The organism is Mycobacterium sp. IDUB_24 (genome assembly GCF_055419385.1).
On record NZ_JBVAXO010000002.1, the window covers coordinates 577018 to 599613 of the forward strand.

23 protein-coding genes are annotated in these 22596 nt (G+C 66.7%); 8 read left to right on the plus strand and 15 right to left on the minus strand.

Annotated elements, in window-relative coordinates; all coding sequences use genetic code 11:
• Positions 1-8: 8 nt before the first annotated feature.
• Both ACZYZF_RS10445 and ACZYZF_RS10450 read right to left on the minus strand, forming a co-directional pair.
• Positions 9-1187, minus strand: coding sequence for a GAF domain-containing sensor histidine kinase (locus ACZYZF_RS10445; RefSeq protein WP_463745301.1), 1179 nt, complete (start codon positions 1185-1187; stop codon positions 9-11).
• A 50-nt stretch (positions 1188-1237) separates the two neighbouring features.
• Positions 1238-1900 carry a response regulator gene (locus ACZYZF_RS10450; protein ID WP_463744959.1) on the minus strand — a complete coding sequence of 221 codons (663 nt, stop codon included), beginning with the start codon at positions 1898-1900 and terminating at the stop codon, positions 1238-1240.
• Between the two features lie 115 nt (positions 1901-2015).
• On the opposite strand from ACZYZF_RS10450, the gene ACZYZF_RS10455 reads away from it, so the two are divergent.
• Positions 2016-2813, plus strand: a complete 798-nt coding sequence (locus tag ACZYZF_RS10455; RefSeq protein ID WP_463835586.1) for an HAD family hydrolase — start codon at positions 2016-2018, stop codon at positions 2811-2813.
• Between the two features lies 1 nt (position 2814).
• On the opposite strand, the gene mmsB is transcribed toward ACZYZF_RS10455, so the two are convergent.
• The 3 genes from mmsB to ACZYZF_RS10470 are packed head-to-tail and all read right to left on the minus strand — an operon-like array spanning position 2815 to position 6394.
• Positions 2815-3687, minus strand: coding sequence for a 3-hydroxyisobutyrate dehydrogenase (gene mmsB, locus ACZYZF_RS10460; protein ID WP_463835588.1), 873 nt, complete (start codon positions 3685-3687; stop codon positions 2815-2817).
• A 9-nt stretch (positions 3688-3696) separates the two neighbouring features.
• Complete coding sequence (locus tag ACZYZF_RS10465; protein WP_463745300.1) at positions 3697-4842, minus strand: acyl-CoA dehydrogenase family protein; 1146 nt, start codon at positions 4840-4842, stop codon at positions 3697-3699.
• 31 nt (positions 4843-4873) lie between these two features.
• The gene (locus tag ACZYZF_RS10470) at positions 4874-6394 is read right to left on the minus strand and encodes a CoA-acylating methylmalonate-semialdehyde dehydrogenase (RefSeq protein ID WP_463835590.1); all 1521 of its coding nucleotides are present in this window, start codon (positions 6392-6394) and stop codon (positions 4874-4876) included.
• A gap of 162 nt (positions 6395-6556) precedes the next feature.
• Between ACZYZF_RS10470 and ACZYZF_RS10475 the strand changes: the two genes are divergently transcribed.
• Together ACZYZF_RS10475 and ACZYZF_RS10480 are read left to right on the plus strand one after the other, a co-directional pair.
• Positions 6557-8068 carry an FAD-dependent oxidoreductase gene (locus ACZYZF_RS10475; protein WP_463744955.1) on the plus strand — a complete coding sequence of 504 codons (1512 nt, stop codon included), beginning with the start codon at positions 6557-6559 and terminating at the stop codon, positions 8066-8068.
• Positions 8065-8667: a TetR/AcrR family transcriptional regulator gene (locus tag ACZYZF_RS10480; protein WP_463835592.1), complete on the plus strand. Its 603-nt coding sequence runs from the start codon at positions 8065-8067 to the stop codon at positions 8665-8667. Before ACZYZF_RS10475 ends, ACZYZF_RS10480 begins: the two co-directional genes overlap by 4 nt.
• On the opposite strand, the gene ACZYZF_RS10485 is transcribed toward ACZYZF_RS10480, so the two are convergent.
• On the minus strand, positions 8646-9056 hold the full coding sequence (locus tag ACZYZF_RS10485) for a GbsR/MarR family transcriptional regulator (RefSeq protein WP_463745299.1): 411 nt from the start codon (positions 9054-9056) through the stop codon (positions 8646-8648). The two genes, ACZYZF_RS10480 and ACZYZF_RS10485, sit on opposite strands and share 22 nt — an antisense overlap.
• Positions 9057-9241: 185 nt before the next feature.
• Between ACZYZF_RS10485 and ACZYZF_RS10490 the strand changes: the two genes are divergently transcribed.
• From ACZYZF_RS10490 to ACZYZF_RS10505, 4 genes are all read left to right on the plus strand, one after another.
• Complete coding sequence (locus ACZYZF_RS10490) at positions 9242-10114, plus strand: ABC transporter ATP-binding protein (protein WP_463744953.1); 873 nt, start codon at positions 9242-9244, stop codon at positions 10112-10114.
• Positions 10111-10824, plus strand: a complete 714-nt coding sequence (locus ACZYZF_RS10495; RefSeq protein ID WP_463744952.1) for a fluoroquinolone export ABC transporter permease subunit — start codon at positions 10111-10113, stop codon at positions 10822-10824. The genes ACZYZF_RS10490 and ACZYZF_RS10495 overlap by 4 nt, the downstream gene beginning before the upstream one ends.
• Positions 10821-11582 carry an ABC transporter permease gene (locus ACZYZF_RS10500; protein ID WP_463835593.1) on the plus strand — a complete coding sequence of 254 codons (762 nt, stop codon included), beginning with the start codon at positions 10821-10823 and terminating at the stop codon, positions 11580-11582. Before ACZYZF_RS10495 ends, ACZYZF_RS10500 begins: the two co-directional genes overlap by 4 nt.
• Before the next feature lie 116 nt (positions 11583-11698).
• Positions 11699-12838 carry a hypothetical protein gene (locus ACZYZF_RS10505; RefSeq protein WP_463835594.1) on the plus strand — a complete coding sequence of 380 codons (1140 nt, stop codon included), beginning with the start codon at positions 11699-11701 and terminating at the stop codon, positions 12836-12838.
• Between the two features lie 68 nt (positions 12839-12906).
• Here ACZYZF_RS10505 and ACZYZF_RS10510 read toward each other — a convergent pair whose 3' ends face one another.
• The gene (locus ACZYZF_RS10510; RefSeq protein ID WP_463835596.1) at positions 12907-13581 is read right to left on the minus strand and encodes a DMT family transporter; all 675 of its coding nucleotides are present in this window, start codon (positions 13579-13581) and stop codon (positions 12907-12909) included.
• Positions 13578-14198, minus strand: a complete 621-nt coding sequence (locus ACZYZF_RS10515) for a TetR/AcrR family transcriptional regulator (protein WP_463835597.1) — start codon at positions 14196-14198, stop codon at positions 13578-13580. The genes ACZYZF_RS10510 and ACZYZF_RS10515 overlap by 4 nt, the downstream gene beginning before the upstream one ends.
• A gap of 97 nt (positions 14199-14295) precedes the next feature.
• On the opposite strand from ACZYZF_RS10515, the gene ACZYZF_RS10520 reads away from it, so the two are divergent.
• Positions 14296-15414, plus strand: coding sequence for a DmpA family aminopeptidase (locus ACZYZF_RS10520; protein ID WP_463744947.1), 1119 nt, complete (start codon positions 14296-14298; stop codon positions 15412-15414).
• Here the strand turns inward: ACZYZF_RS10520 and ACZYZF_RS10525 are convergent.
• The 7 genes from ACZYZF_RS10525 to ACZYZF_RS10555 form a co-directional block, all read right to left on the minus strand.
• Complete coding sequence (locus ACZYZF_RS10525) at positions 15408-15758, minus strand: hypothetical protein (RefSeq protein ID WP_463744946.1); 351 nt, start codon at positions 15756-15758, stop codon at positions 15408-15410. The genes ACZYZF_RS10520 and ACZYZF_RS10525 overlap by 7 nt on opposite strands.
• 98 nt (positions 15759-15856) lie before the next feature.
• Complete coding sequence (locus ACZYZF_RS10530) at positions 15857-16459, minus strand: dTDP-4-dehydrorhamnose 3,5-epimerase family protein (RefSeq protein ID WP_463744945.1); 603 nt, start codon at positions 16457-16459, stop codon at positions 15857-15859.
• A complete protein-coding gene (gene rfbB, locus ACZYZF_RS10535) occupies positions 16456-17451 on the minus strand; it encodes a dTDP-glucose 4,6-dehydratase (protein WP_463835598.1) in 996 nt (331 codons plus the stop codon). Before rfbB ends, ACZYZF_RS10530 begins: the two co-directional genes overlap by 4 nt.
• A 25-nt stretch (positions 17452-17476) precedes the next feature.
• Positions 17477-18328 (minus strand): LLM class F420-dependent oxidoreductase, encoded by an 852-nt coding sequence (locus tag ACZYZF_RS10540; protein WP_463744943.1) that lies wholly within the window; start codon positions 18326-18328, stop codon positions 17477-17479.
• Between the two features lie 24 nt (positions 18329-18352).
• A complete protein-coding gene (locus tag ACZYZF_RS10545; RefSeq protein ID WP_463744942.1) occupies positions 18353-19228 on the minus strand; it encodes an LLM class F420-dependent oxidoreductase in 876 nt (291 codons plus the stop codon).
• Between the two features lie 79 nt (positions 19229-19307).
• Positions 19308-20807, minus strand: coding sequence for an ATP-binding protein (locus ACZYZF_RS10550; protein WP_463744941.1), 1500 nt, complete (start codon positions 20805-20807; stop codon positions 19308-19310).
• Positions 20808-20840: 33 nt separating this feature from the next.
• Positions 20841-22544: an NAD(P)/FAD-dependent oxidoreductase gene (locus tag ACZYZF_RS10555; protein ID WP_463835599.1), complete on the minus strand. Its 1704-nt coding sequence runs from the start codon at positions 22542-22544 to the stop codon at positions 20841-20843.
• Between the last annotated feature and the right edge of the window lie 52 nt (positions 22545-22596).

Sequence of the window (22596 nt, forward strand, 5' to 3'; positions counted from 1 at the left end):
TTCGATCCCTAGGTGATTGCCGAAGTCAGCGGGATGGATGCGGTCACGGTGGTGCCGGCGCCCGGCCTCGACCGGATGTGCAGCCGGCCGCCGACGATCTCGGCCCGCTCGGCCATCGACAACAACCCGTAGCCGCCCATCTCGTCACTGCCCAACGGATGCTCGAAGGTGTCGAAACCCTTTCCGTCATCGACGATTTCGAGCCGGGCCACGCCGTCGTCAACCGAGAAGGTGAGCCGGGCCCGGTCCGCCTCGGCGTGCTTGACCACGTTCTGCAGGCATTCCTGCGCGATGCGGTACAGCGCCAGCTCGATATGGTCGGGCACCCGGGTCTCGGCGAGGTCGACGTCGATCGGGATTCGTGGGATCGAGCGGGCCAGGCTCGCCAGCCCGCCCGACAGGCCGAGATCGTCGAGTACCGGCGGACGCAGCCCACTGATCGCAGCCCTGGCCTCCTGCAACGTCAGCGCGACCAGTTCGCGCGCGGCCGCCAACTGTTCGGCCACCGTCTCCGGGTCGACCGCGCGGGCCGCGGCGTCGAGGCGGTACGACAGCGTGACCAGCCGCTGGGAGATGCCGTCGTGGATATCGCCGGCCAACCGGCGCCGCTCGATCTCCTGTGCCTGGATCACCTGCTCGACGAAATTCTCGTGCGCCCGCTCGCGCGCCACCAGCTGGCGGTGCAGGCGGGCCTGGTGCAACGCACCGGCGATGAGCCGGCCGATCATCAACAGCAGCTCCACGTCGCGCGGCGTGAACTCACGGCGATCGACGGTGTGCACGTTGAGTACCCCGACCAGCCCGCCGGGCCCGGTCTCCATCGGTACCGACACCATCGAGGTGAAGTCACGCCCGCGCAGCGACTCGAAGGGCATGTAGCGGGGATCGGATTCCTTGTCGTGGCTGATCACCACGGGTTGACGGTGGCTGGCCACCCAGCCCGAGATACCCTGCCCCAGTGGGAGCCGGATCTTGCCGATCTCGGCATCGAACGGCGGCGTGGCCCCGGCCAGCGTCAGTGCACGTTCAGAATCGTCGAGCACGTGCACGAAGCACACATCGGTAGCGGTGGACGCAGTGATCATCCGCGCCGCCGCAGCGGCCAACGGCTCCACACCCGGGCCGCTCGATGCAGCGCGGATGAGCTCGCGCAGCAGCGCCAGTTCCCCCTCGGCGGTCAGCTCGATGGGGCCCGGTTCGGAGGTCAAGTCGCGGCCCGGCTTCTCAGGCTTGGCGCTCACTGGTAGATGCCCTCCCGTAGTGCGGTGGCCACCGCGCCAGCCCGATCACTGACCCCGAGCTTGCGGTAGATGGAGCGCAGGTGGGTCTTCACGGTCTCCTCGCCGATCACCAGCTTGTTGGCGATCCCGCGGTTGGACAGGCCCGCCACGACGAAGGACAAGATCTCGCTCTCGCGCTGGGTCAGACCCTGCCGGACACCGGGCCAGAACTCGTCGCGTTGCAGGCGGGCCGCGGTACCGGCCGCTCGTGCCGCCATCCCAGGATCGATCGCGGTCTGCCCGCTGTGGGCGAATTCGAGCTGACGTACCAGCTCGTCGCTGCTGATGCTCTTGAGCAGGTACCCCGACGCACCCACCCGCAGCGCCTGGAACAGGTATTGCTCATCGTCGTAGACCGACAGCATGACCACCTTGCGGTCCGGTTCGCGTTCGCGCAGCACCCGGCACAGATCCAGCCCGCTGGAGCCCTCCATGCGCACGTCGCACAGCACGATGTCGGGGTCCAATGTCTCGATGACGCTCAGCGCCCGCTCGGCGCCGACGGCCTGGCCGACCACCTCGACCCGGTCGTTGAACGCAGCAAGCATGGCCTTGAGACCCTCGATGACCATTTCGTGGTCGTCGACCAGCACAAGGCGCACTGGATTGGAGGGCGCCATGGCATCACCCTAGAGGTGGCACCGGGTGGCGAGGGCTGGAGCAGATAAACATCAACTCGCTTAATCCCCCGTAGGGGGGACGCGCGACCGATGTGACGTGGGCCACTCTCATGGGGTGTCGTCAACACAAGAGAAGTCATGGCGGGCCGGGCGGTTCTGGTGGGACTGTTCGCAGCCTGAGGTGAGCGCCCATCCGCTGCGTGCGGTGATCCTGGACCTCGATGCGCTGTCGGATCTCGACGTCGACGGGCATCGCGTGGTCTTCAACGCCGCCTTCGCCGCGCACGGTCTGCCCATCGAATGGGGCGTTGCGCGGTACCAGCAGCTGCTCGCGCTGCACGACGAGCACCAGCGGGTCACCGCGGAGCTGCGCAAGCGGTGCGTGGGGCCCGACTGCGATGTGCTCACCGAAGTGCTCGCCGACGAGATCTGCATGACCAAGGACATGATGTTCGACGAGATGATCCTCGACGCCGGCCTGACGCCGCGGCCGGGTCTGGAGGATCTGGTGAACGACGCGTTCCTGGCCGGCCTGCCGGTCGGGGTGGTCGCGGCGGGTCGTCGGCGCTGGGCCGAACCTCTGGTGCGTCAGCTGGTCGGGGACGGCCTGGTGGAAACCGTCGTCACCAACGATGACGTGAGCGCACCCGGCGCGGAGCTGTACCGGCACGCCTTGGCCGAGCTGGGCGTGGCGGGTCATGATGCGCTGGCCATGGTGGGCTCGGCCACGGGCCTGCGTGCTGCCAACGCAGCCGGGATGGCCGGCGTGTTGGTCGCCCCCGACGCCGGTGTGGTTCCACCCGGTGCGGTCGCGGTCCGGCCCGACTTCGCCGGCCCCGATGCACTGCGTCTGCCGGCATGTCAGCGCCTGCACACTCAGTGGTGGGCGCAGCGCAGCCCGTCAGCCGCGTAGCTCAGCCGCGGAGCGTCTCGATGACCGCGCTGAAATCCTTGTCGGCGTGGTCGGCCGCGAATTTCGTGTAGATCTCGGCTGCATGTGTGCCCAGCGGGGCCGATGACCCGGTGGACTCCACCGCAGCCATCGCCAGGCCGAGATCCTTGTTCATCAGCGCCGTGGCGAACCCCGGTTTGAAGTCATTGTTGGCCGGGGACGTCGGAACCGGTCCCGGCACCGGGCAATTCACCTGCACAGCCCAGCAATTGCCGGTCGCCCCGGTGATCACGTCGAACAGCGCCTGTTTGTCGAGGCCCAGCTTCTCGGCCAGGACGAATGCCTCGCCGACGGCGATCTGCTGCACCGCCAGCACCATGTTGTTGCACACCTTGGCGGCCTGCCCGGCGCCACTGGCACCGCAATGGATGATCTTGCCCGCCATGGGTTCCAGCGCCGGCCGGGCAGCCTCGACAGCTTCATCGGAACCGCCGACCATGAAGGCCAGCGTGCCGGCCACCGCGCCCTTGACGCCGCCGGACACCGGGGCGTCGAGCTGGGCGAAGCCGTGCTCGAGGGCGACCTTGTTGACCTCACGGGCATCGTCGACCGAGATCGTCGAGCTGTCGATGAACAGGGCCCCCTCAGCGGCGGCGGGCAGTACCTCGGCGTAACAGCTCTTCACCAGGGCGCCGTTGGGCAGCATGGTGATCACCACGTCGGCGCCGGTGACCGCTTCGGTGCCGGTGCCGAACACGTTGACGCCGTTGACTTTTGCCGCCTCCTGCGCGGCGGGCACCGGGTCGAAGCCGCGCACGGTATGCCCGGCCGTGACCAGGTTGGCGGCCATCGGCCCGCCCATGTTGCCCAGCCCCAAGAACGCGATCGTGCTCACGTACGTCTCCTATCCCGCCGCGCGGGCGCGGGCAGATTCAGCGCGCCCGATGACCACGCGCATGATTTCGTTGGTTCCCTCAAGGATGCGGTGCACCCGCAAATCCCGGACGATTTTCTCCAGACCGTACTCGCGCAGATAGCCGTAACCGCCGTGCAACTGCAGCGCCTGATCGGCCACCTCATAGCAGGTGTCGGTGACATACCGCTTGGCCATCGCGCACAACGTCACCTTGTCGGGGTGGTTGGCATCCAGCGCAGACGCCGCCCGCCACAACATGTTTCGGGACGTCTCCAGGCCCGTGGCCATGTCGGCGAGAGTGAACCGGATGGTCGGCTCGTCGAGCAGGGCGCCGCCGAAGGCCTTGCGGTCGGCCAGGTAGCTCAGTGTCTTGCCATAGGCGGCCTGCGCACCACCCAGCGAGCAGGCGGCGATATTGATCCGCCCGCCGTTCAGACCGTTCATGGCGATTCCGAACCCGGTGCCCTCGGTGCCACCGAGCAGGGCCTCGGCCGGAACCCGAACCCCCTCGAAGATCACCTGGGCGGTGGGCTGTGCGTTCCAGCCCATCTTCTGTTCCTGCGCACCGAAACTCAGCCCCGGTGCGTCCTTCTCGACGACGAACGCCGAGATGCCGCGCGGCCCCTCGGCGCCGGTACGGGCCATCACCACATATACGTCCGAACTTCCGGCTCCCGAGATGAACTGCTTGACCCCGTCGAGAACGTAATCGTTGCCGTCCCGCACGGCCCTGGTCCGCAATGCCGCCGCGTCCGAACCGGCACCCGGTTCGGTCAGGCAATAGCTGGCGATGGATTCCATCGAGGCCAGCCTTGGCACCCAGGTCTTGCGTTGCTCCTCGGTGCCGAAGCTGTCCACCATCCACGCGCACATGTTGTGAATGGACAGGAACGCCGCCAGGGTCGGATCAGCGGCGGCGAGCTGCTCGAAGATGCGCACCGCATCCAGTCGGCGCAGCCCGCTGCCACCGGCGTCCTCACCGCAGTAGATGGCGCCCATGCCGAGTTCAGCCGCCTCCCGCAACACGTCGGTGGGGAAGTGATGCGTCTCGTCCCATTCCAACGCGTATGGTGCGATGCGTTTCTCGGCGAACGCGGCCGCCGTGTCGGTGATGACACGGTCGTCCTCGCTCAGGCTGTACGGGTCGTTCAGGTTCACAGGTCTGCTACTTCATGGTCGGGATGACGAACTCAGCGCCATCCTTGATGCCCGACGGCCACCGCTCCGTGACGGTCTTGGTCTTGGTGTAGAACAGGATCGAATGCGGCCCGTGCTGGTTGAGATCGCCGAAACCGGAGCGCTTCCAGCCGCCGAAGGTGTGGTAGGCCACCGGAACCGGGATCGGCACGTTGACGCCGACCATGCCGACCTGCACACGTGAGACGAAGTCGCGCGCGGCATCGCCGTCGCGGGTGAAGATCGCCACGCCGTTGCCGTACTCGTGCTCCGACGGCAGCTTGAGCGCTTCCTCGTAATCATGTGCCCGGACGATGCACAGCACCGGACCGAAGATCTCATCGGTGTAGATCGACATGTCGGTGGTGACGTTGTCGAACAGCGTGGGGCCGATGAAGTAGCCGCTCTCGAGGCTCGCGTCGCCGAAAGTCATTTCGTTGCTTGCCCGTTCGCGACCGTCGACCACGAGCTCGGCTCCGGCGTCGACGCCCTGGCCGATGTAGTCGCGCACCCGCTCGAGGGCCGCGCCGGTGACCAGCGGCCCGTAATCGGCCTTGGGATCCAGGCTGTGCCCGACCCGCAGCTGGTTGACCCGCTCGACGAGCCTGGCGCGCAGCCGGTTCGCGGTGTCTTCACCCACCGGCACCGCGACACTGATGGCCATACAACGCTCGCCGGCGCTGCCGTAGCCGGCGCCGATCAGCGCGTCGACGGCCTGGTCCAGATCGGCGTCGGGCATCACGATCATGTGGTTCTTGGCGCCGCCGAAGCACTGGGCGCGCTTACCGTGCGCGGCCGCGCCCGAGTAGATGTACTGCGCGATGTCGGAGCTGCCGACGAAGCCGACGGCCTTGATCTCGGGGTGCTCGAGGATTGCGTCGACGGCTTCCTTGTCGCCCTGCACCACCTGGAACACGCCGGCGGGCAGGCCGGCCTCGATGAACAGCTCGGCCAACCGCAGCGGCACCGACGGGTCACGCTCGGAAGGCTTGAGGACGAACGCATTTCCGCAGGCCAGCGCGGGGCCGGCCTTCCACAGCGGGATCATGGCCGGGAAGTTGAACGGGGTGATGCCCGCGACCACGCCCAGGGGCTGGCGGATCGAGTACACGTCGATACCGGTGCCTGCGCCCTCGGTGAACTCGCCCTTGAGGAGGTGGGGGATGCCGACGGAGAACTCGATGACCTCCAGGCCGCGCTGGATGTCGCCCAGAGAGTCGGGGACGGTCTTGCCGTGCTCCAGACTGAGCAATTCGGCCAACTCGTTCGCGTGCTGGTTCACCAGCTCGATGAACTTCATCAGGATGCGGGCGCGGCGCTGTGGGTTGTAGGCAGCCCATTCCTTCTGGGCCTCGACGGCGCCGGCGACGGCGGTGTCGACGTCGGCAGCGGAGGCGAGGGCCACCTTTGCCTGCACCTCGCCGGTGCTGGGGTTGACCACATCGGCGGTACGGGTCGACCCGGCGGTGGTGCGCCGGCCGTTGATGAAGTGGGGAATCTGTGTAGTCATGGCGTTCCGTCCAGGATTGTGCGCAGTAGTGGCAACTCGGGGCTTACCCGAGATACTTGCATATCCTAGTAATTGGTCAGAGGCTTTGGCAAGGGTTTCGGCGGTGGCCCTTTTCGGGGATGAGCCTTTTCTTTACGGCACCGTATCGTTAATATATTCCGCATGACTGCTAACGATCCAGAAGTCATCGTGGTGGGCGCCGGGCCGACCGGCCTGACCTTGGCCTGTTCGCTACGCCTGCACGGCCTTTCGGTGCGCGTCCTCGACCGCGCGCCAGGGCCGGCGACGACGTCACGCGCCAATTTCCTGCATGCCCGCGGCTCGGAAGTGCTGGGCCGGATCGGTGCACTGGGACGCCTGCCGGATGAGTCGCTGCGGGCCATGCGCATCACCAACTACCTCGGCGACCGGCCGGTGATGACGCTCGAGTTCGGTGATCCCGGCATGCGGACGGCCGCGCCGCCCATGGTGGTGTCGCAAGCCAAGGTCGAAGCAGCACTGCGGGATCGGCTCGCGCAACTCGGGGTGGAGCCGGAATGGGGTCGGGCGGTCGTCGGCGTGCACCAGGACGGTGACACCGCGGTGGCCGAACTCGGTGACGGTGAGGAGATCCGCGCGCCCTGGATCGTCGGATGTGACGGCACCTCCAGCGTGACCAGGCAGCAGGCGGGCATCGCGTTCCCCGGCGTCAAGCTCTCCGAACGCTTCCTGCTGGCCGATGTGCACCTGGACTGGGATGTGGACCGCGGCGGCACGAGTGGCTGGATCCATCCCGACGGAATCCTCGGCGCGATGCCGATGCCCTCCAACGGCACGGCGAGTGGCTCGAACAACCTCTGGCGCTTGTTCATCTACGACCCGACCCCGGGCGGGAAGCCAAGCGACAACGAGATCCTCGAACGCATCAAGTACGTCGTGCCGCTGCGGACCGGACGCAGCGTCACCGTCGGCGACGCCGAGTGGCTGTCGATGTTCACCGTCCACCGCCGGTTGGCGGACAAGTACCGCAACGGGCGGATCCTCATCGCCGGTGACGCCGCGCACGCCCACGCGCCGTTCGGCGGGCAGGGCATGTTGACCGGTATCGGCGATGCCGAGAACCTGGCCTTCAAAATCGCCCTGGTGACACGAAAGCTGGCGTCCGACACACTGATCGACACGTATGAGGCCGAACGCAGGCCCCTGGCCACCGAAGTGCTGCGCGGGACGAGCGCGGTCACCCGGGTCAACGTGGCCAGCAATCCCGTCGGCCGCTTCCTGCGCGACCACGTGGCGACTCGGCTCTTCGGTCTGCCGTTCGTTCAGCGATGGACTACGTTCACCGCCTCACAACTGTGGGTGAGCTATCGCAAAGGTCCACTCGGTGGGCGTGGCGGCAAGCCGCGATCGGGAGATCCGATTGCCGACCGGCACTGCACGCGTCCGGACGGCGCGGCAACCCGACTGCACAGCGAGCTCGGCGGTCGGTGGGTGCTGCTACTCCCCGGTGGTGCGCCCGTCGATCTCGAATCGGTCAGGCGGCTCGGCGATTTCGTCGTCATCCTTCGCCACGACGGCTCAGACGTCATGTTGATCCGGCCCGACGGCCACCTCGCGTGGCGGGGAAGACCCGGCGATGTCGAGGGCCCCGACCGTTGGCTGGCCGCCGCTCTGGGCTCGGGAACCGTTCGATGACCACGCCGGTCGGCCGGGGCCGGCCACGTGACGTGGGAGCTGATCGCGCAATCTTGCAGGCCGCGCTGGATCTGTTCATCGAGCGTGGGGTCGAAGGGTCCAGTATCGAGCAGATCGCCAAGCGTGCCGGCGTCGGCAAGCCGACCATTTATCGGCGGTGGTCGGCGAAGGAGGATCTGATTGCCGCGGCCATGGAGGCGTTGATCGCCGAGGAGGTGGGCTGGGCTTCACCGGAGGCGATCGATCTAGCCTCGCCGTACGAGCTCGTGGAAGCGGCAATCGAGAGTGCGGCCGTCACCACCACCACACCGCACTACCGCGCGCTGGTAGCCCGAATCTATGGTTCTGCGGTCAGCCATCCAGCGTTGATGGGACTGTACTGGGATCGCTATATCCTGCCGCGCCGAAGGCTCGCGGCCCGACTACTCGAGCGCGCGCAGGAGTGCGGAACTGTCGCTCTCGACGCCGATTTCGACGTGGCGATCGACATGATGGTCGGTGCGATCACCTACCGCGTGCTGCAACCCGACCCGCCCGACACCGAGGAGATGCGGCGCTATCTGCGGGCGGTCTACCGTCAGGTCGGTTTGCTTCCCTGACCGTTCTGTTGCTGCCAGCGATCCAGCAGCGTGGGGATCTCGGCCATCAGAAACGCGTAGAAGTCGCGCATCTGACTCAGTCGGCGGTGAGCCGGGCCGTTGCGGTCGGTGGCCGTGATTCCGGCGTCGGCGGCGGCTTGCATGGCCGCGATCGTCTCGTTCTGGCTGGTGAACAGAACCGCCCACGCGTCGTCACGTAACCGGAAGTGATCGCGCCGGCTGGCCGGCGCGGGAACCCGCTCGGCCAGACCGACCGACGTCAGCATCTTGAGCGAACTCGAAATCGACCCGGCGCTGGCTTGCAGGGTGTCGGCCAACTCGGCCATCGTGACGCTGGGTAGTTCGGTGAACAGCAGGGTGGCGAGCACGCGCGCGGGCATCCGCTGCATGCCGTGGCTGCTGAGCACCAGGGCGAGCTGCTCGGCTGCTTGCTGCGCATCTGCGGCTTTCGCCACGACGAATCCTCCTTGGCAGGAATACCCTTCAATAATTTCTGAAAGTTTAGTACAGTCATGGGCGGTGTTCCGGGAAGTCTGGTCGGAGATGTAATTTTCGTCTGCGCGGAAGGGCACTGATGCACACAGCGACCGATGTCATCGACGTTCGGGGTTTGACGTTCACCTATCCCCGGTCCACCGAACCGGCGGTGCGGGGAATGGACTTCGCCGTCGGAAACGGGGAGATCTTCGGATTTCTCGGCCCGAGCGGAGCCGGGAAATCCACGACGCAGAAGCTTCTCATCGGCCTGCTGCGCGGGCATGGCGGCCAGGCCACGGTATGGGGTCGCGACCCCGTGGACTGGGGGCCGGACTACTACCAGCGCGTCGGCGTCTCCTTCGAACTTCCCAACCACTATCACAAGCTCACCGGCCTGGAGAACCTCCGGTTCTTCGGCTCGCTGTACGAGGGCCCGACAGCCGATCCGATGGAGCTACTGGAGGCGGTCGGTCTGGGTGACGCCGCCAACACGCGAGTGGCCAAGTACTCCAAGGGAATGCAGATGCGGCTCACGTTCGCGCGGTCGCTGATCAACAACCCCGAGTTGCTGTTCCTCGACGAGCCCACCTCGGGGCTCGATCCCGTCACCGCCCGCAAGGTCAAAGACATCATCCTGGACCTGAAGGCGCGTGGCCGCACGATCTTCCTCACCACACACGACATGTCCACAGCCGACGAACTGTGCGACCGGGTGGCCTTCGTCGTCGACGGCGCCATCGTCGCGCTGGATACGCCGGCCGAGCTCAAAATCGCGCGTAGCCAGCGCCGCGTCCGGTTGCAGTACCGCACCTCCGATGGGCTCGCCACCTCCGAGTACGGGATGGACGGTCTGGCCGACGATCCGGAATTCCATGCGATTCTGCGTAATCACCACGTCGAGACGATCCACAGTCGCGAAGCCAGTCTCAACGACGTCTTCGTCGAGGTCACCGGGCGGCGGCTGTCATGACCCGGTTGCTCACCGCGGTCCGGCTGGAACTGACCATCGCGGCCCGGCAGAAGTTCCTGCACGCGGGTGTGTTCTCCGGTCTCATCTGGCTGGCGGTGCTGCTGCCGATGCCGCGTGACCTGCGCCCGGTCGCCGAACCGTACGTGCTCGTCGGTGACATTGCGATCATCGGCTTCTTCTTCATCGGCGGCTCGGTGTTCTTCGAAAAGCAGGAGCGCACGCTCGGCGCCATCATCTCCACCCCGTTGCGGTTCTGGGAGTACTTGAGCGCCAAACTCTGTGTCCTGTTGGCTATCTCGTTGTTCGTGGCGATCGTGATATCGACCATCGCCGACGGCTTCAGCTACCGTCTGGTGCCGCTGATCCTCGGGGTCGTGCTCGGCACCCTGCTGATGCTGCTGGTCGGGTTCATCACGTCGCTACCGTTCGGCTCGGTCACCGACTGGTTTCTGGCCGCCACCATCCCGCTCGCGGTCATGCTGGTGCCGCCACTGATCTACTACTCGGGGTTGTGGCCCAACCCGGTGTTGTACATCGTGCCCACCCAGGGCCCGCTGCTGCTCTTGGGCGTGGCGTTCGACCAGGTGGCATTGACGACCGGACAGCTGATCTATTCGGTGCTGTATCCCGTTCTGTCACTGGCCGTTCTGTGGTGGGCGGCCCACGTGCTGTTCGGACGGTACGTCGTCGAGAGGTCGGGTGTCCTGTGACTGCAATACTGAATTCCGGCACGGGCAGGGCGCTGGCTGCATTCGGCCGCAACGATATTCGTGGCACCTACCGTGATCCGCTGCTGGTGATGGTGGTGTTCGCACCCGTGATCTGGACCAGTGGCGTGGCTCTTCTGACCCCTAAGGTCACCGAGATGCTGGCGCAGCGTTACGACTTCGACCTCGTGCCGTATTACCCGCTGGTGCTCACCGCGTTTCTCCTGCTGACCAGCATCATCATCGCCGGGGGATTGGGCGCGTTCCTGATGCTCGACGAGGTCGACGCCGGCACGCTGGCGGCACTGCGCGTGACGCCGGTGCCGATGTCGACGTTCTTCGCCTATCGCGCGGGCACAGTCATGGTGGTCACCACGGTCTATGTGATCGCGACACTGTCGTTCAGTGGAATCCTGGAGCCGGGGGTGGTGGGGGCCCTCGTCCCGATCGGGTTGGTCGCCGGACTGTCGGCTGTGGTGACACAGCTCCTGATTGTCACGCTGGCGGGCAACAAGATTCAGGGCATCGCGATGCTGCGCGCGTTGGGCATGCTGATCGCGGGGTTGCCGTGCCTGCCCTGGTTCATCGACTCGCCTTGGAACCTGGCTTTCGGAGTGCTGCCGCCGTACTGGGCGGCCAAGGCGTTCTGGGCCGCCAGCGCGCATGGCACCTGGTGGCCGTATCTGGTGGGTGGAGTGGCCTACAACCTCGCGATTGCCTGGCCGTTGTTCCGGCGATTCGTCGCCAGGTCTGCGCTGTAGAGCGCGCCGGATCAACAATTCGAACCTTCGCAGAATGCGAATGTTTCACAGCGGATTCTCAGCTATGGTCGCGCGGCCAGCTGTCGCTGGAACCTCGTATAACTGAAGGAGAACGAGTGAGACTCGCTCTACGGCCGTATATGACGGCCGGCGTTGCGCTGGTCGGCGCCGGTGTCATCGCTGTTACCCCGGTGGCGGCCCCGCCGCCCGACATCCAAACGCGCGCAGTGCAACTCAGCGCCACCGCGATCGACGATCCGATCGCGGTGTTCAGCCCAGTCTTCGCCCGGGTGGACACCCTGGTTCAGCAGGCCATTCAGGCGCAGGTCGACAACCCCTTCCCGGTCGTCAACGGGTTGATCGGGAAGGCGTTGGCCGACGGTCAACACCTGGGCGCGATTGCGAATGTGGTCGGCCAGCAGGTCTTCAGCGTGGCGGCCAATTTCCCGGTCGCCATGGGCAAAGCGGCCCAACGGGCTGCCGCGGGTGACTTCACCGGCGCGGTCGGCGAGTTCACCCCCGTCTTCACGGGGCCCGTCTTTCAGCTGATCGCGCAGTGGCCGGCTATCCCGGCCTATGTGCGGCAACAGTTCGTCGTCGCGGGGCAATTGGTGAGCGAGGCGATGGGGGTAACTTGGTCGATCACCATGGGGCAGGCGTTGAGAGTGTTCACCGTGGTGAACGCAGTAGCGGGCGCGCTCGATGAGATCGCAGACGCGATTCCGGCAGGTGATCCCGGTCGGGCGATCAACGCCGTTCAGCACGGCATCGCCAATACCGCAGACGCAGTGCTCAGCATCGCCGGCGGAGTGAGGGTGCACCTCGACCGCAGCCGCGGCAGGATCCGCGACATCCTGAACCCGCCTCCGCCAGTGACCGCGTCTGAGAAGCTTTCCGGCACAACGGCGGTCACGGATGCTGTGACGCTGTCGCTGCCGGCGCCAACACCGGCCACGAAATCGCAGGCCGTCGAAACACCGGCCGCGCCGGAACCGGCTGGCGAGACCGTCAAGGAAACTGTGAAACCCGTTGTCCGGCATGGCCTCGTCGCGGTTCCGGGCAAGAGCGGGATCGACCGGGTCGGGTCTGATCGGTCCGCCAAGGTGGCTTCCGATGTGAGAGAAAAGATCTCGTCGACCGTCAAGAAGGTCGACGAGGGGATCAAGAAGGCATTCGCCAAGCCTGAGAAGAAGGCGACGACGGGATCCCGCGGCAGCGGCAGCGGGTCGACCGGCGCGGCGGGGGACGCCGACTGAACCGGCGAACAGACGTGCGGGTACCTCAGATGTTCATCGCGTGGGTACCTGTGCGTCTGTTCGTGTCGTTAACCGAGAGGTTCTGCCGGCCCCGCGTGCGCTGAACGCACCGCGCCGATGCCGGCCGCGGTCACCAGGGTGACACCGAGGTACCCGAGAACTCCGATCTGTTGGCCGAGCACCACGAGCCCGGCGAGCGCCGCGGTGACCGGTGACAGGCCGTCGACGCGACGGAACTCCGCGGCGGTACGTGCCGACGCCAGGATGTAGCCGGCCCAGGCCACCCCTGCGGCGGCCGCGAACGCGAATCCCGTGGCCTCGAAATGCCCCCCGCCTCCGTGCGGCAGGCCCAGCGATGCGACGCCGGCGAGGGCCAGCACCGCCCACAGCCAGGCAGCCCTGCTCTTACCGGTCAGCACCGACAGAATCAGTGGGCCCAGGGCTTCGATGGTCACCGCAATGCCGAGTGGGATCCGCGCGATGGCCAGGTAGAAGCAGAAATTCATCGTGGCCAGCGTCGCGGCCAGGGCGATCGCCGCACCCCAGGCCTGCCGCGTCAGGCCCCGAACGGTCGGGCGCACCGCCGCGCACAGGATGACCCCGGCCACCGCGAACCGGGCGAACAGCGCTCCCACTGTGCCGACCGCGGCGAAGAGGCCCACCGCGAACGCCGCGCCCACCTCCTGGCTGACCGCGGCGATCACCACCAGCAGCGCAGCCGCGACCGGGGCGCGGGTGGTCACTCCATCACCGGAAGCCGAGCCCCGGTCGCCAGTTCGGCATAGCCGCGCATCAGCCGTAGGGCGGTGCTGCGGTCGAGGTCCGGATCTCGTGCCACGATGCGGTACCCGAGATAGTCCTCCATGGCCATGAGTGTCATGGCGATATCGCGGGCGGGAGACGCGAGTGTGAAAACACCGCCGGCGGAGCCGGATTCGAGTATCTGCACGTAGAGATCCACCTGCCGGTGATAGATGTGCTGGATGTCGCGACGCTGGTCGAGTACGAATCCGGCGGCCAGTACGGCCCGCCAGATCGCCCGCCACTCGGCGTCCTCCGGTCCGGTCGGCAGGCCGGCGGCGATCATGAATGCGATCTGATCGCGGGCGTCCGCGGTGCGCTCCACCACAGAGAGCCGGTCGTCGTAGAACTTGCGGTCGGAGCGTTGCGCGAGCGCCGACAGCAGCTGGTCCATCTCCCGGAAGTAGTAGCGCACCGCATTGGGGGTCAGATTGAGCTCAGCCGCCACGTCGGCGATCCGCACGGTGTTCAGATCGCTGCGCTCGATCAGTGCGATCGCAGCGTCGAGGATCTCCTCGCGTCGTTGCGCTTGTCGATTCGGCCGTCCCACGTGTCCCATCCTTACCGGGTTTCGCCGATTAGTTGCGTCGAGCGGCATCCGCAGCCATTATTTTCCAATCTTGAAAACAATTTCGCCACAACCAGCCGGGGGATGCATGCCGGACTGCTCCTCGCGCCCGCGCGCCCGTGACATCGGCGTCGTGATCGGTGAGCACCCCACGGGCCCGAACAACGCCATCACCGACGTGGCCGGCGTACGCGTCGGGCACACCACCATCCAGCGGCCCGGACCCAACCCCGTCAACACCGGCGTCACCGTCGTGATCCCACACCCGGGAATCTTCACCGAGCCGGTCTTCGCCGGCGCGCACCGGCTCAACGGCAGCGGCGAACTCACCGGACTGGAGTGGATCCGCGAGTCCGGTGAACTCACCACACCCATCGGCCTGACCAACACCCACAGCGTCGGCATCGTCCGCGACACACTGGTCCAAGCTCAGGTGCAGGCCCGCGGTGACGGGCTCTACTGGTCCCTGCCTGTCGTAGGGGAGACCTACGACGGGCTGCTCAACGACATCAACGGCCACCACGTCCGCCCCGAACACGTGGGCGCCGCACTGGCTGACGCCACGGGCGGGCCGGTCGGTGAGGGCAATGTCGGCGGCGGTACCGGAATGATCTGCCACGGCTTCAAAGGCGGGATCGGAACCGCCTCGCGGGTCACCGAAACCGTGGCCGGGCCCTACACCGTCGGCGTGCTCGTACAGGCGAATCATGGCCGGCGCGAACGTCTTCGGGTCAACGGGGTGCCCGTCGGGGAGATGGTGAGCCCCGAGCTGGTGCCGACCCCCCACCTCCCGATGCCGTACCCGGCAGGATCCGGTTCGATCATCGTCGTGATCGCCACGGATGCGCCGTTGCTGCCGCACCAGTGCACCCGGCTCGCGCAACGCTCGGCCCTGGCCGTCGGCCGGGTCGGCGGAACCGGTGAGCAGTACAGCGGTGACATGATGCTGGCCTTCTCCACCGGCAACCGGGGGATCCCGCCGTACGGGTGGGACGAGAACCCCGACGCGAACCGCCCCGAAATCGCGGTGCGCATGGTGGCGCCGCAGCTGATGACCCGACTGTTCGACCTGGCAATCGAAGCCACCGAAGAAGCCATCGTCAACGCGCTGGTGGCTGCCGAGACGATGACCGGTCGCGGTGGGCTGACCGCCCACGCGCTTGACCACAAGCTGCTGCACTCGGCCCTGGTGCTCGAGGGTCACTGACCTAGGTCGGCGGGTCCGCACGGCCTCGGCAGGAACAGCGACCAGCACATGTTCGGCGGCTGCCACGGATAGGGCGGTGGCGGATTGTCGCCTTCCCACACGGTGGAGGAGACGTTGCCCTGTCCGGCGTTGACGAAGTGGTAGCTGTGGCAGGTATTCCAGTCCCAGTTCGGCCTGGCATCTACCGGCGAGTTGAACCCGCCGCCGTAACCGCCCGGTTCATCGCCCGGACACCATTGGTAGGGGCCGCCGGCGTGCGCGGCACCCGCACCGACTGCCAGGCCTGCCAGGGCCAGGCTGCCGGACGTGAGCATCGTCGCCGCCAACCGCGAAGCTCGGTTCATGCTGGTCTCGTTCCGTCGGGCGCACGGGCGTTTGATGCGCGGATAGCGCCATCGTCACCGAATGCGGCCGACAGGTATGGAGTAGCGCGCTACCTCAATCAGCCCCGGACGCCGGCGCGCAGCTCGTCGACGAACGCGCGGGTCTCGTCCCACGTCGGCAAGAGCCCGGCGGCGCGCACCTGCTCCAGCGTCGGGGCGGCGGCGTCGCGCTCGGACAGCACCGGCTCGCTGACCGGCCAGTCGATCCCCAGATCGGTGGCCAGGATGGTGTGCTCCCGCTCCGGGCTGTACGGCGCCGAACACAGGTACATCACCGTCGAGTTGTCCTCCATCGACAGGAAGGCATGGCCAAGGCCCTCCGACAGGTAGACCGAACGCCGACTGTGTTCATCGAGCAGCACCGAATCCCACTGACCGAATGTCGGGGAGCCCACTCTGACATCGACCACCACGTCGAGCACGGCGCCGCGGACACACGTCACGTACTTGGCCTGGCTGGGCGGCAGTTGGGCGAAATGCACGCCGCGCAGTACCCCGGCCGCCGACACCGAGCAGTTGGCCTGGTGCAGGTCGAAGCGATGCCCGGTCATCTCGGTGAACCCGGCGTCGGTGAACCACTCGAAGAACAGCCCGCGCCCGTCGCCGTGAAGTTTGGGTGTGATCTCCCAGGCGCCGGGGATCGTGAGTTCGCGGGCGGTCACTGGCCGCGCTCCGAATACGTGTCTTCAACTTCCTTTTTCAAGGGACCCCACCAGGATTCGTTGTTGCGGTACCAGTCGATCGTGGCCTGCAGGCCCTCGTCGAAATCGGTGTGTTCGGGCGCCCAGCCCAGTTCGTCATGCAGGGTCGACGGGTCGATGGCGTAGCGCAGGTCGTGGCCCAGCCGATCGGTGACATGGTCGAAGTCGTCCGGGTCGCGGTCCATCAACCGCAGCAGTGTGCGCATGACCGTGAGGTTGTTGCGCTCGCATTCTGAGCCGATGAGATAGGTGCGGCCGGCGTGGCCATTCATGAGGATCTGCCACACCGCTCGGTTGTGGTCGTCGACGTGGATCCAGTCACGCACATTGGCGCCCGTGCCGTACAGCTTGGGGCGCCTGCCGGTGAGGATGTTGGTGATCTGACGTGGGATGAACTTCTCCACGTGCTGATAGGGCCCGTAGTTGTTGGAGCAGTTCGAGATCGTCGCGCGTACGCCGTAGGAGCGCACCCACGCGCGCACCAGCAGGTCGGCGGCAGCCTTGGTGGACGAGTAGGGGCTCGACGGGTTGTACGGCGTGCCCTCAGTGAACCGGGCCGGGTCGTCGAGTTCCAGATCGCCGTACACCTCGTCGGTGGAGATGTGGTGGAGCCGTGCGCCGTGCCTGCGCACGGCCTCCAACACGGTGAACGTGCCGATGACATTGCTGTGCAGGAATGGCTCCGGGTTCGCCAGGGCGTTGTCGACGTGGGTCTCGGCGGCGAAATGAACGACGGCGTCCGCCTCGCCGATCAGCCGATTCACCAGGTCGGCGTCGGCGACATCGCCCTGCACCAGCCGAATCTGGTCGGCCACCGGTGCCAGGGATTCCTGGCTGCCCGCGTAGGTCATGGCGTCGAGCACCGTCACCGACGTCGTTTGCGCCTCCCGCACCGCGAGACGCACGAAATTCGCCCCGATGAACCCGGCGCCGCCGGTGACCAGTAGCCGCATGGGCCAACCCTAACTGGCCGCAGCGTCAGCCTTTCAGGCCCAGCGGGCCTGCCAATTCCGTCAGGGTCGGGATCAGCTTGTCGGGACCACCGAGAACCTGGATGGCGACATGGTCGGCGCCGTTGGCGACGTGTTGTTGCAGGCGCGCGGCGATGTTCTCGGCGGTGCCATGCGCGACAACGGCGTCGATCAGCTTGTCGCTACCCGGTTTGGCGATGTCGTCTTCGGTGAAACCGAGCCGCCGCCAGTTGTTCAGGTAGTTGCTCAGGCTCAGGTAGAAATCGACCGTCTCGCGCCCGACCGCGCGGGCCGCCGCGCCATCAGTGCTGAGCACCACCTTGTGCTCGGGTGCCAGGAACACCGTGTCGCCCAACACATCACGGGCATGAGCGGTGTGCTCGGGTGTCGTGAGATACGGGTGAGCGCCGGCGCTGCGCTGTGCCGAGAGCTTCAATACCTTGTCGCCCAGCGCGGCGATCACCAGCCGGCTGGTCGGTACCTTGGCCGCGTCCAGCACATCGAGATACTCGACCAGCGCGTCATAGGGTTTGCGGTATTCGTCGGTGTGCTCGGGATGCCCCACCCCGACGCCGAGCAGGAACCGGCCCGGGTGCGCGGCCTCGATGCGGTGGAACGATTCGGCGACCGTGTTGGCATCAGCCGTCCAGATGTTGACGATGCCGGTGGCCAGTTGAAGTGACTGCGTCCGCTCGAGGATGGGTTCGGCGAACGACAGATCGGCGGCCGGCGATCCACCCACCCACAGTGCGCCATAACCCAGATCCTCGATCTCGGCCGCCTGCTCAGGCTGGACAGCCCCGAACGTCCACACGCCGTAGCGACCCAGATCCGGCTTGAGCGAGAGAGATTCGGTCATCTGCGAGTCCTTATCTGTGGTCCTCTAGGCCAGGCCGAGCGGCCCGGCGAGTTCGGCCAGTGCAGGTACCAGTTTGTCCGGTGAGGTCAGCACTTGTACAGGCACATGGTCGGCGCCCGCATCGACGTGCTGGCGAAGCCGGGCGGCCACCTCGTCCACCGTGCCGTGCGCGACGACGGCGTCGATGAAGCGGTCGCTGCCCGGTTTGGCCAGGTCCTCGTCGGTGAAGCCCAGCCGCTTGAAGTTGTTGAGGTAGTTGGTCAGACCGAGGTAGATGTCGAGAGCCTTGCGGCCGATAGTGCGCGCCTTGTCTGTGCCAGCTGGGTCGTCCGTGGTGAGCACGGCCTTGTGTTCCGGGGCCAGGAACGCGTCGGGGCCGATCAGCTCGCGGGCCTGCGCGGTGTGTTCCGGTGTGGTCAGGTACGGGTGCGCGCCGGCCGAACGTGCCGCCGACAACTGCAGCACCTTCGGACCGAGCGCGGCGACGACCCGGCGGTGTCGCGGCACGCCGTACTCGTCGAGCTTGTCGAGGTACTCGGTGAGCGCGTCGAGCGGCTTGCGGTATTCGCCGGTCGCCTCCCGATGGCCGACGCCGATGCCGAGCAGGAACCGTCCCGGGTAGGCCGCCTCGATGCGGTGGAACGACTCGGCGACCGGACCGGCCGCCGCGCTCCAGATGTTCACGATGCCGGTGGCCAGCTGCAAGGTGGTGGTGGCGGCCAGGATCGGATCGATCCACTCCAGCTCCGCGGGCGGCGATCCGCCGGCCCAGATGGCGCCGTAACCGAGCCCTTCGATGTCCCGCAGCTGCTGCGGCGACAACTGCTGGAACTGCGAATAGTGGCCGAATGCACCGAACGTGCCGAGATCGGGCTTGGGTCCAGCTGTGGTCTGGGTCATGAATCTCTCAACTCGGGTCTCGCGGGTGGGTATTCCGAACCGATCACGCTGATTCTGGAACTGGCCGAGACCATGAGCGTCACTCCGATGCCGACGTCTCCGAGGTCTCCGACGGATTCCACGCTTCCGGGGCGGGGGCCTGCAGCGGCAACAGCACGATGAAGCGGGTGTCGCCCGGCTTGGACTGCACCCGCAGATCCCCATGGTGCTTTTCCACCACGATGCGCCACGCCAGATCCAGGCCCAGCCCGGTGCCCTCACCGAACGGTTTGGTGGTGAAGAACGGCGTGAAGATCCGGCTGATGTCCTCGGCGGGGATGCCCGGGCCGTCGTCGCAGATCTCTACCCGGATCATCTCGTCGGTCTCCCGCGACGTGCGCAGCGTCAGCGTGCCGTGGCCGCCCATCGCCTGGATCGCGTTGTCGATGATGTTGGTCCACACCTGATTGAGATCACCTGGGTAGCAATGCAATTGAGGAAGAGACTTGTCGAGTTCCTTGCATAGGCTGACCGGCTTGTCCTTGCCGACCTTGTCGCCGAACATCATCATCGTGCTGCGCAGGCCTTCATGGACGTCGGCGCTCTGATAGGACCCGCGGTCCATCTGCGAGTACTGTTTGGCGCCGGCGAGCAGCGCCGAGATCCGCTTGCTGGCCTCGGCGATCTCGTTCATCCGCAGCTCGGTGTCGATGGTGTACTTCAGCCAGCCGAGGGCGGCCTGCAGGGTCGCCGAGGCCTCGCCGTCGCGCAGCGCGTCGTCGACCGACGCCGAGATGCGTTCCAGCCAGTCGATATCCAGCCCGGCCTCGACGAACGTCGGCGCGTAGTCCCAGGCACCCACGATGTCGTGGTCTTCGAGCCAGTCGCCCATCTCGTCTTCGCGGTCCGAGGTCTCCAGCGCGGTGAGCTCCAGGCCCTTGTTCTTGGCGACCTGCTCGGCTACCTCGTCCTGGATGGTCACCAGCATCCGCAGCGCCTGCGGGGTGAATTTGCCGTCGGCCAGCATCGCCAGCTTGTGCCGCATCTTGCCGACGCCCTCGCGCAGATCTGCCACGGCCCGGGCGGTCGCCGCTGCCGGGTTGTTGAGCTGATGGGTCAGCCCGGCGGTGATGTTGCCGAGGGCCAACAGCTTCTCGCGCTGTCCGATGATCTGGCTCTGCCGCCGGCCGCCTACCTTGTGGCCCTCGAGCAGGTGCACCGCCATCGGGAACTCGGACTGCATGAACCCGGCGAACGCGTTGGCGTCGAGCACGAACACCCGCGACGGTTTCGTCAGGCGCACCGACGCCTCGTAGATGTGCTCCTCACCGGGGATGTAGGCCGACCATGCGCCGAAGTACACGCCGCGCATGGAGGTGCGGTTGGTCTGGATGTCGACGCCGCCGGAGCGCTTCGACATCACCAGCTCACCGTCGAGCATCACGTAGAAACACGTGGCCGGGTCGCCCTCGGTGACGATCGGGCCGGCCGGGAACTTCTCGATGCTGCCCGCCTGGCACAACGTGTCGAGCTGCTCGTCGGAAAGATCCTCGAACAGGAACAGCGTCCGAAGTTCGTCCCGTACGCACGTCTCGCCCATATCCGTCCTCAACTCCTCAGGCCTCGCCGGCCGTCACGCTTCTGCCAAATAGCGGTGTACGAGCATCACGGCCATCGACCCTTCGCCGACGGCGGCAGCCACCCGCTTGGCGGATTCGGCGCGCACGTCTCCTGCAACAAACACACCGGGCACACTTGTTTCCAAGTGGTGCGGCGGACGCTCCAGCGACCAGCCGCACACGTCGCGCAGGTCAGGTCCGGCCAGGATGAAGCCGTGGTCGTCGCGGGCCACCACGCCGTCGAGCCAATCGGTACGGGGCGTGGCGCCGATGAAGCAGCACAGGCGCGTCGCCCGCACCTCCTCGTGCTCCCCGGACTGCCGGTTCACCAGCTCAAGACCAATGAGATGGTCGGCTCCACCGAGATCGCTGCCGATGGCGCCGACCACCTCAGTACAGGTGCGCACGAAGATGTTGGGCGTCTGCTCGATCTGCTGGATCAGGTAGTACGACATCGACGACTCCAGCGAGGGCCCGCGCACCAGCAGCGTCACCGATTTGGCCTCGCGCGACATGAACATCGCGGCCTGCCCGGCGGAGTTGGCGCCGCCGACGATGTAGACGTCCTCGCCCCGACATTCGGAGGCGTCCGACACCGAGGCGCCGTAGTACACGCCGCGGCCGACATAGTTGTTCGGGTTGTCCGGATCGGCGAAACATCCCGGCACCGGGAGCTGGCGGTACTCGACGCCGGTGGCAAGGATGACCGCCCGGGCGCCGATGGTCTCGCCGTCAGCGAAGGTGATGGTGCGGGCCGCGCCCGCGATGTCGAGGGCGACGGCTTCGCGGGTCGTGATGACCTCGGCGCCGAACCGCTCGGCCTGCCTACGGGCCGAAGTGGCCAGTTCGGCCCCCGACACTCCGGTCGGGAAGCCCAGGTAGTTCTCGATCCGCGAACTGCGACCGGCCTGCCCGCCCGTGGTGGTGCCCTCGATCAGCACGGTCTTGAGACCTTCGGAGGCCCCGTACACCGCGGCCGCCAGACCCGCCGGGCCACCGCCGATCACCGCGAGGTCGTACATGGTCAGCGACGGGGTGGTCGACAGGCCCAGCATGTCGGCGAGTTCGCCGTCACTGGGCTCGACCAGCGTCTCACCGCCCTCGGTGATCACCACGGGCAGCAGCAGACCGTCCAGCCCGGCAGCGTCCAGGAGCTGACGCCCCGTGGGTTCGTCGGAGGTGAACGCGCGGAAAGTGTGCTGATTGCGGGCCAGGAACTGACGCACCTCCCAGGACCGCGAACTCCACTGATGCCCGATCACCTTGGTGTGCGGGATGGCCCGGTCGCCGACGGCGTGCCAGGCCTCCAACAGGCCGTCGATCACCGGGTACAACTTCTCCTCGGGTGGGTCCCACGGCTTGAGCAGATAGTGGTCGAGGTCCACGACATTGATGGCGGCGATGGCCGCGGTGGTGTCGGCGTACGCCGTCAACAGCACCCGGCGCGCCATCGGGTAGAGGTCCATCGCCGATTCGAGGAATTCGATGCCGCTCATCTGCGGCATCCGGTAGTCGGCGACGAACACCGCGACCGTGTCGCCGCGCAGCTTCAACTCGTTGAGGGTCTCCAGGGCGTCCGGGCCGGATTCGGCACGAACGATTCGGTAGCGCTCGCCGTAGTGGCGGCGCAGATCGCGGGCGACGGCCCGCGACACCGCCGGGTCGTCGTCCACGGTCAGGATCACGGGTTTACGGGGCTGGGAGGCAGGGCCAGTCATCGCTACCAAGTATGCGCCGCCAGTCCAGCGGATATCGGGCCAGGTCGCCACC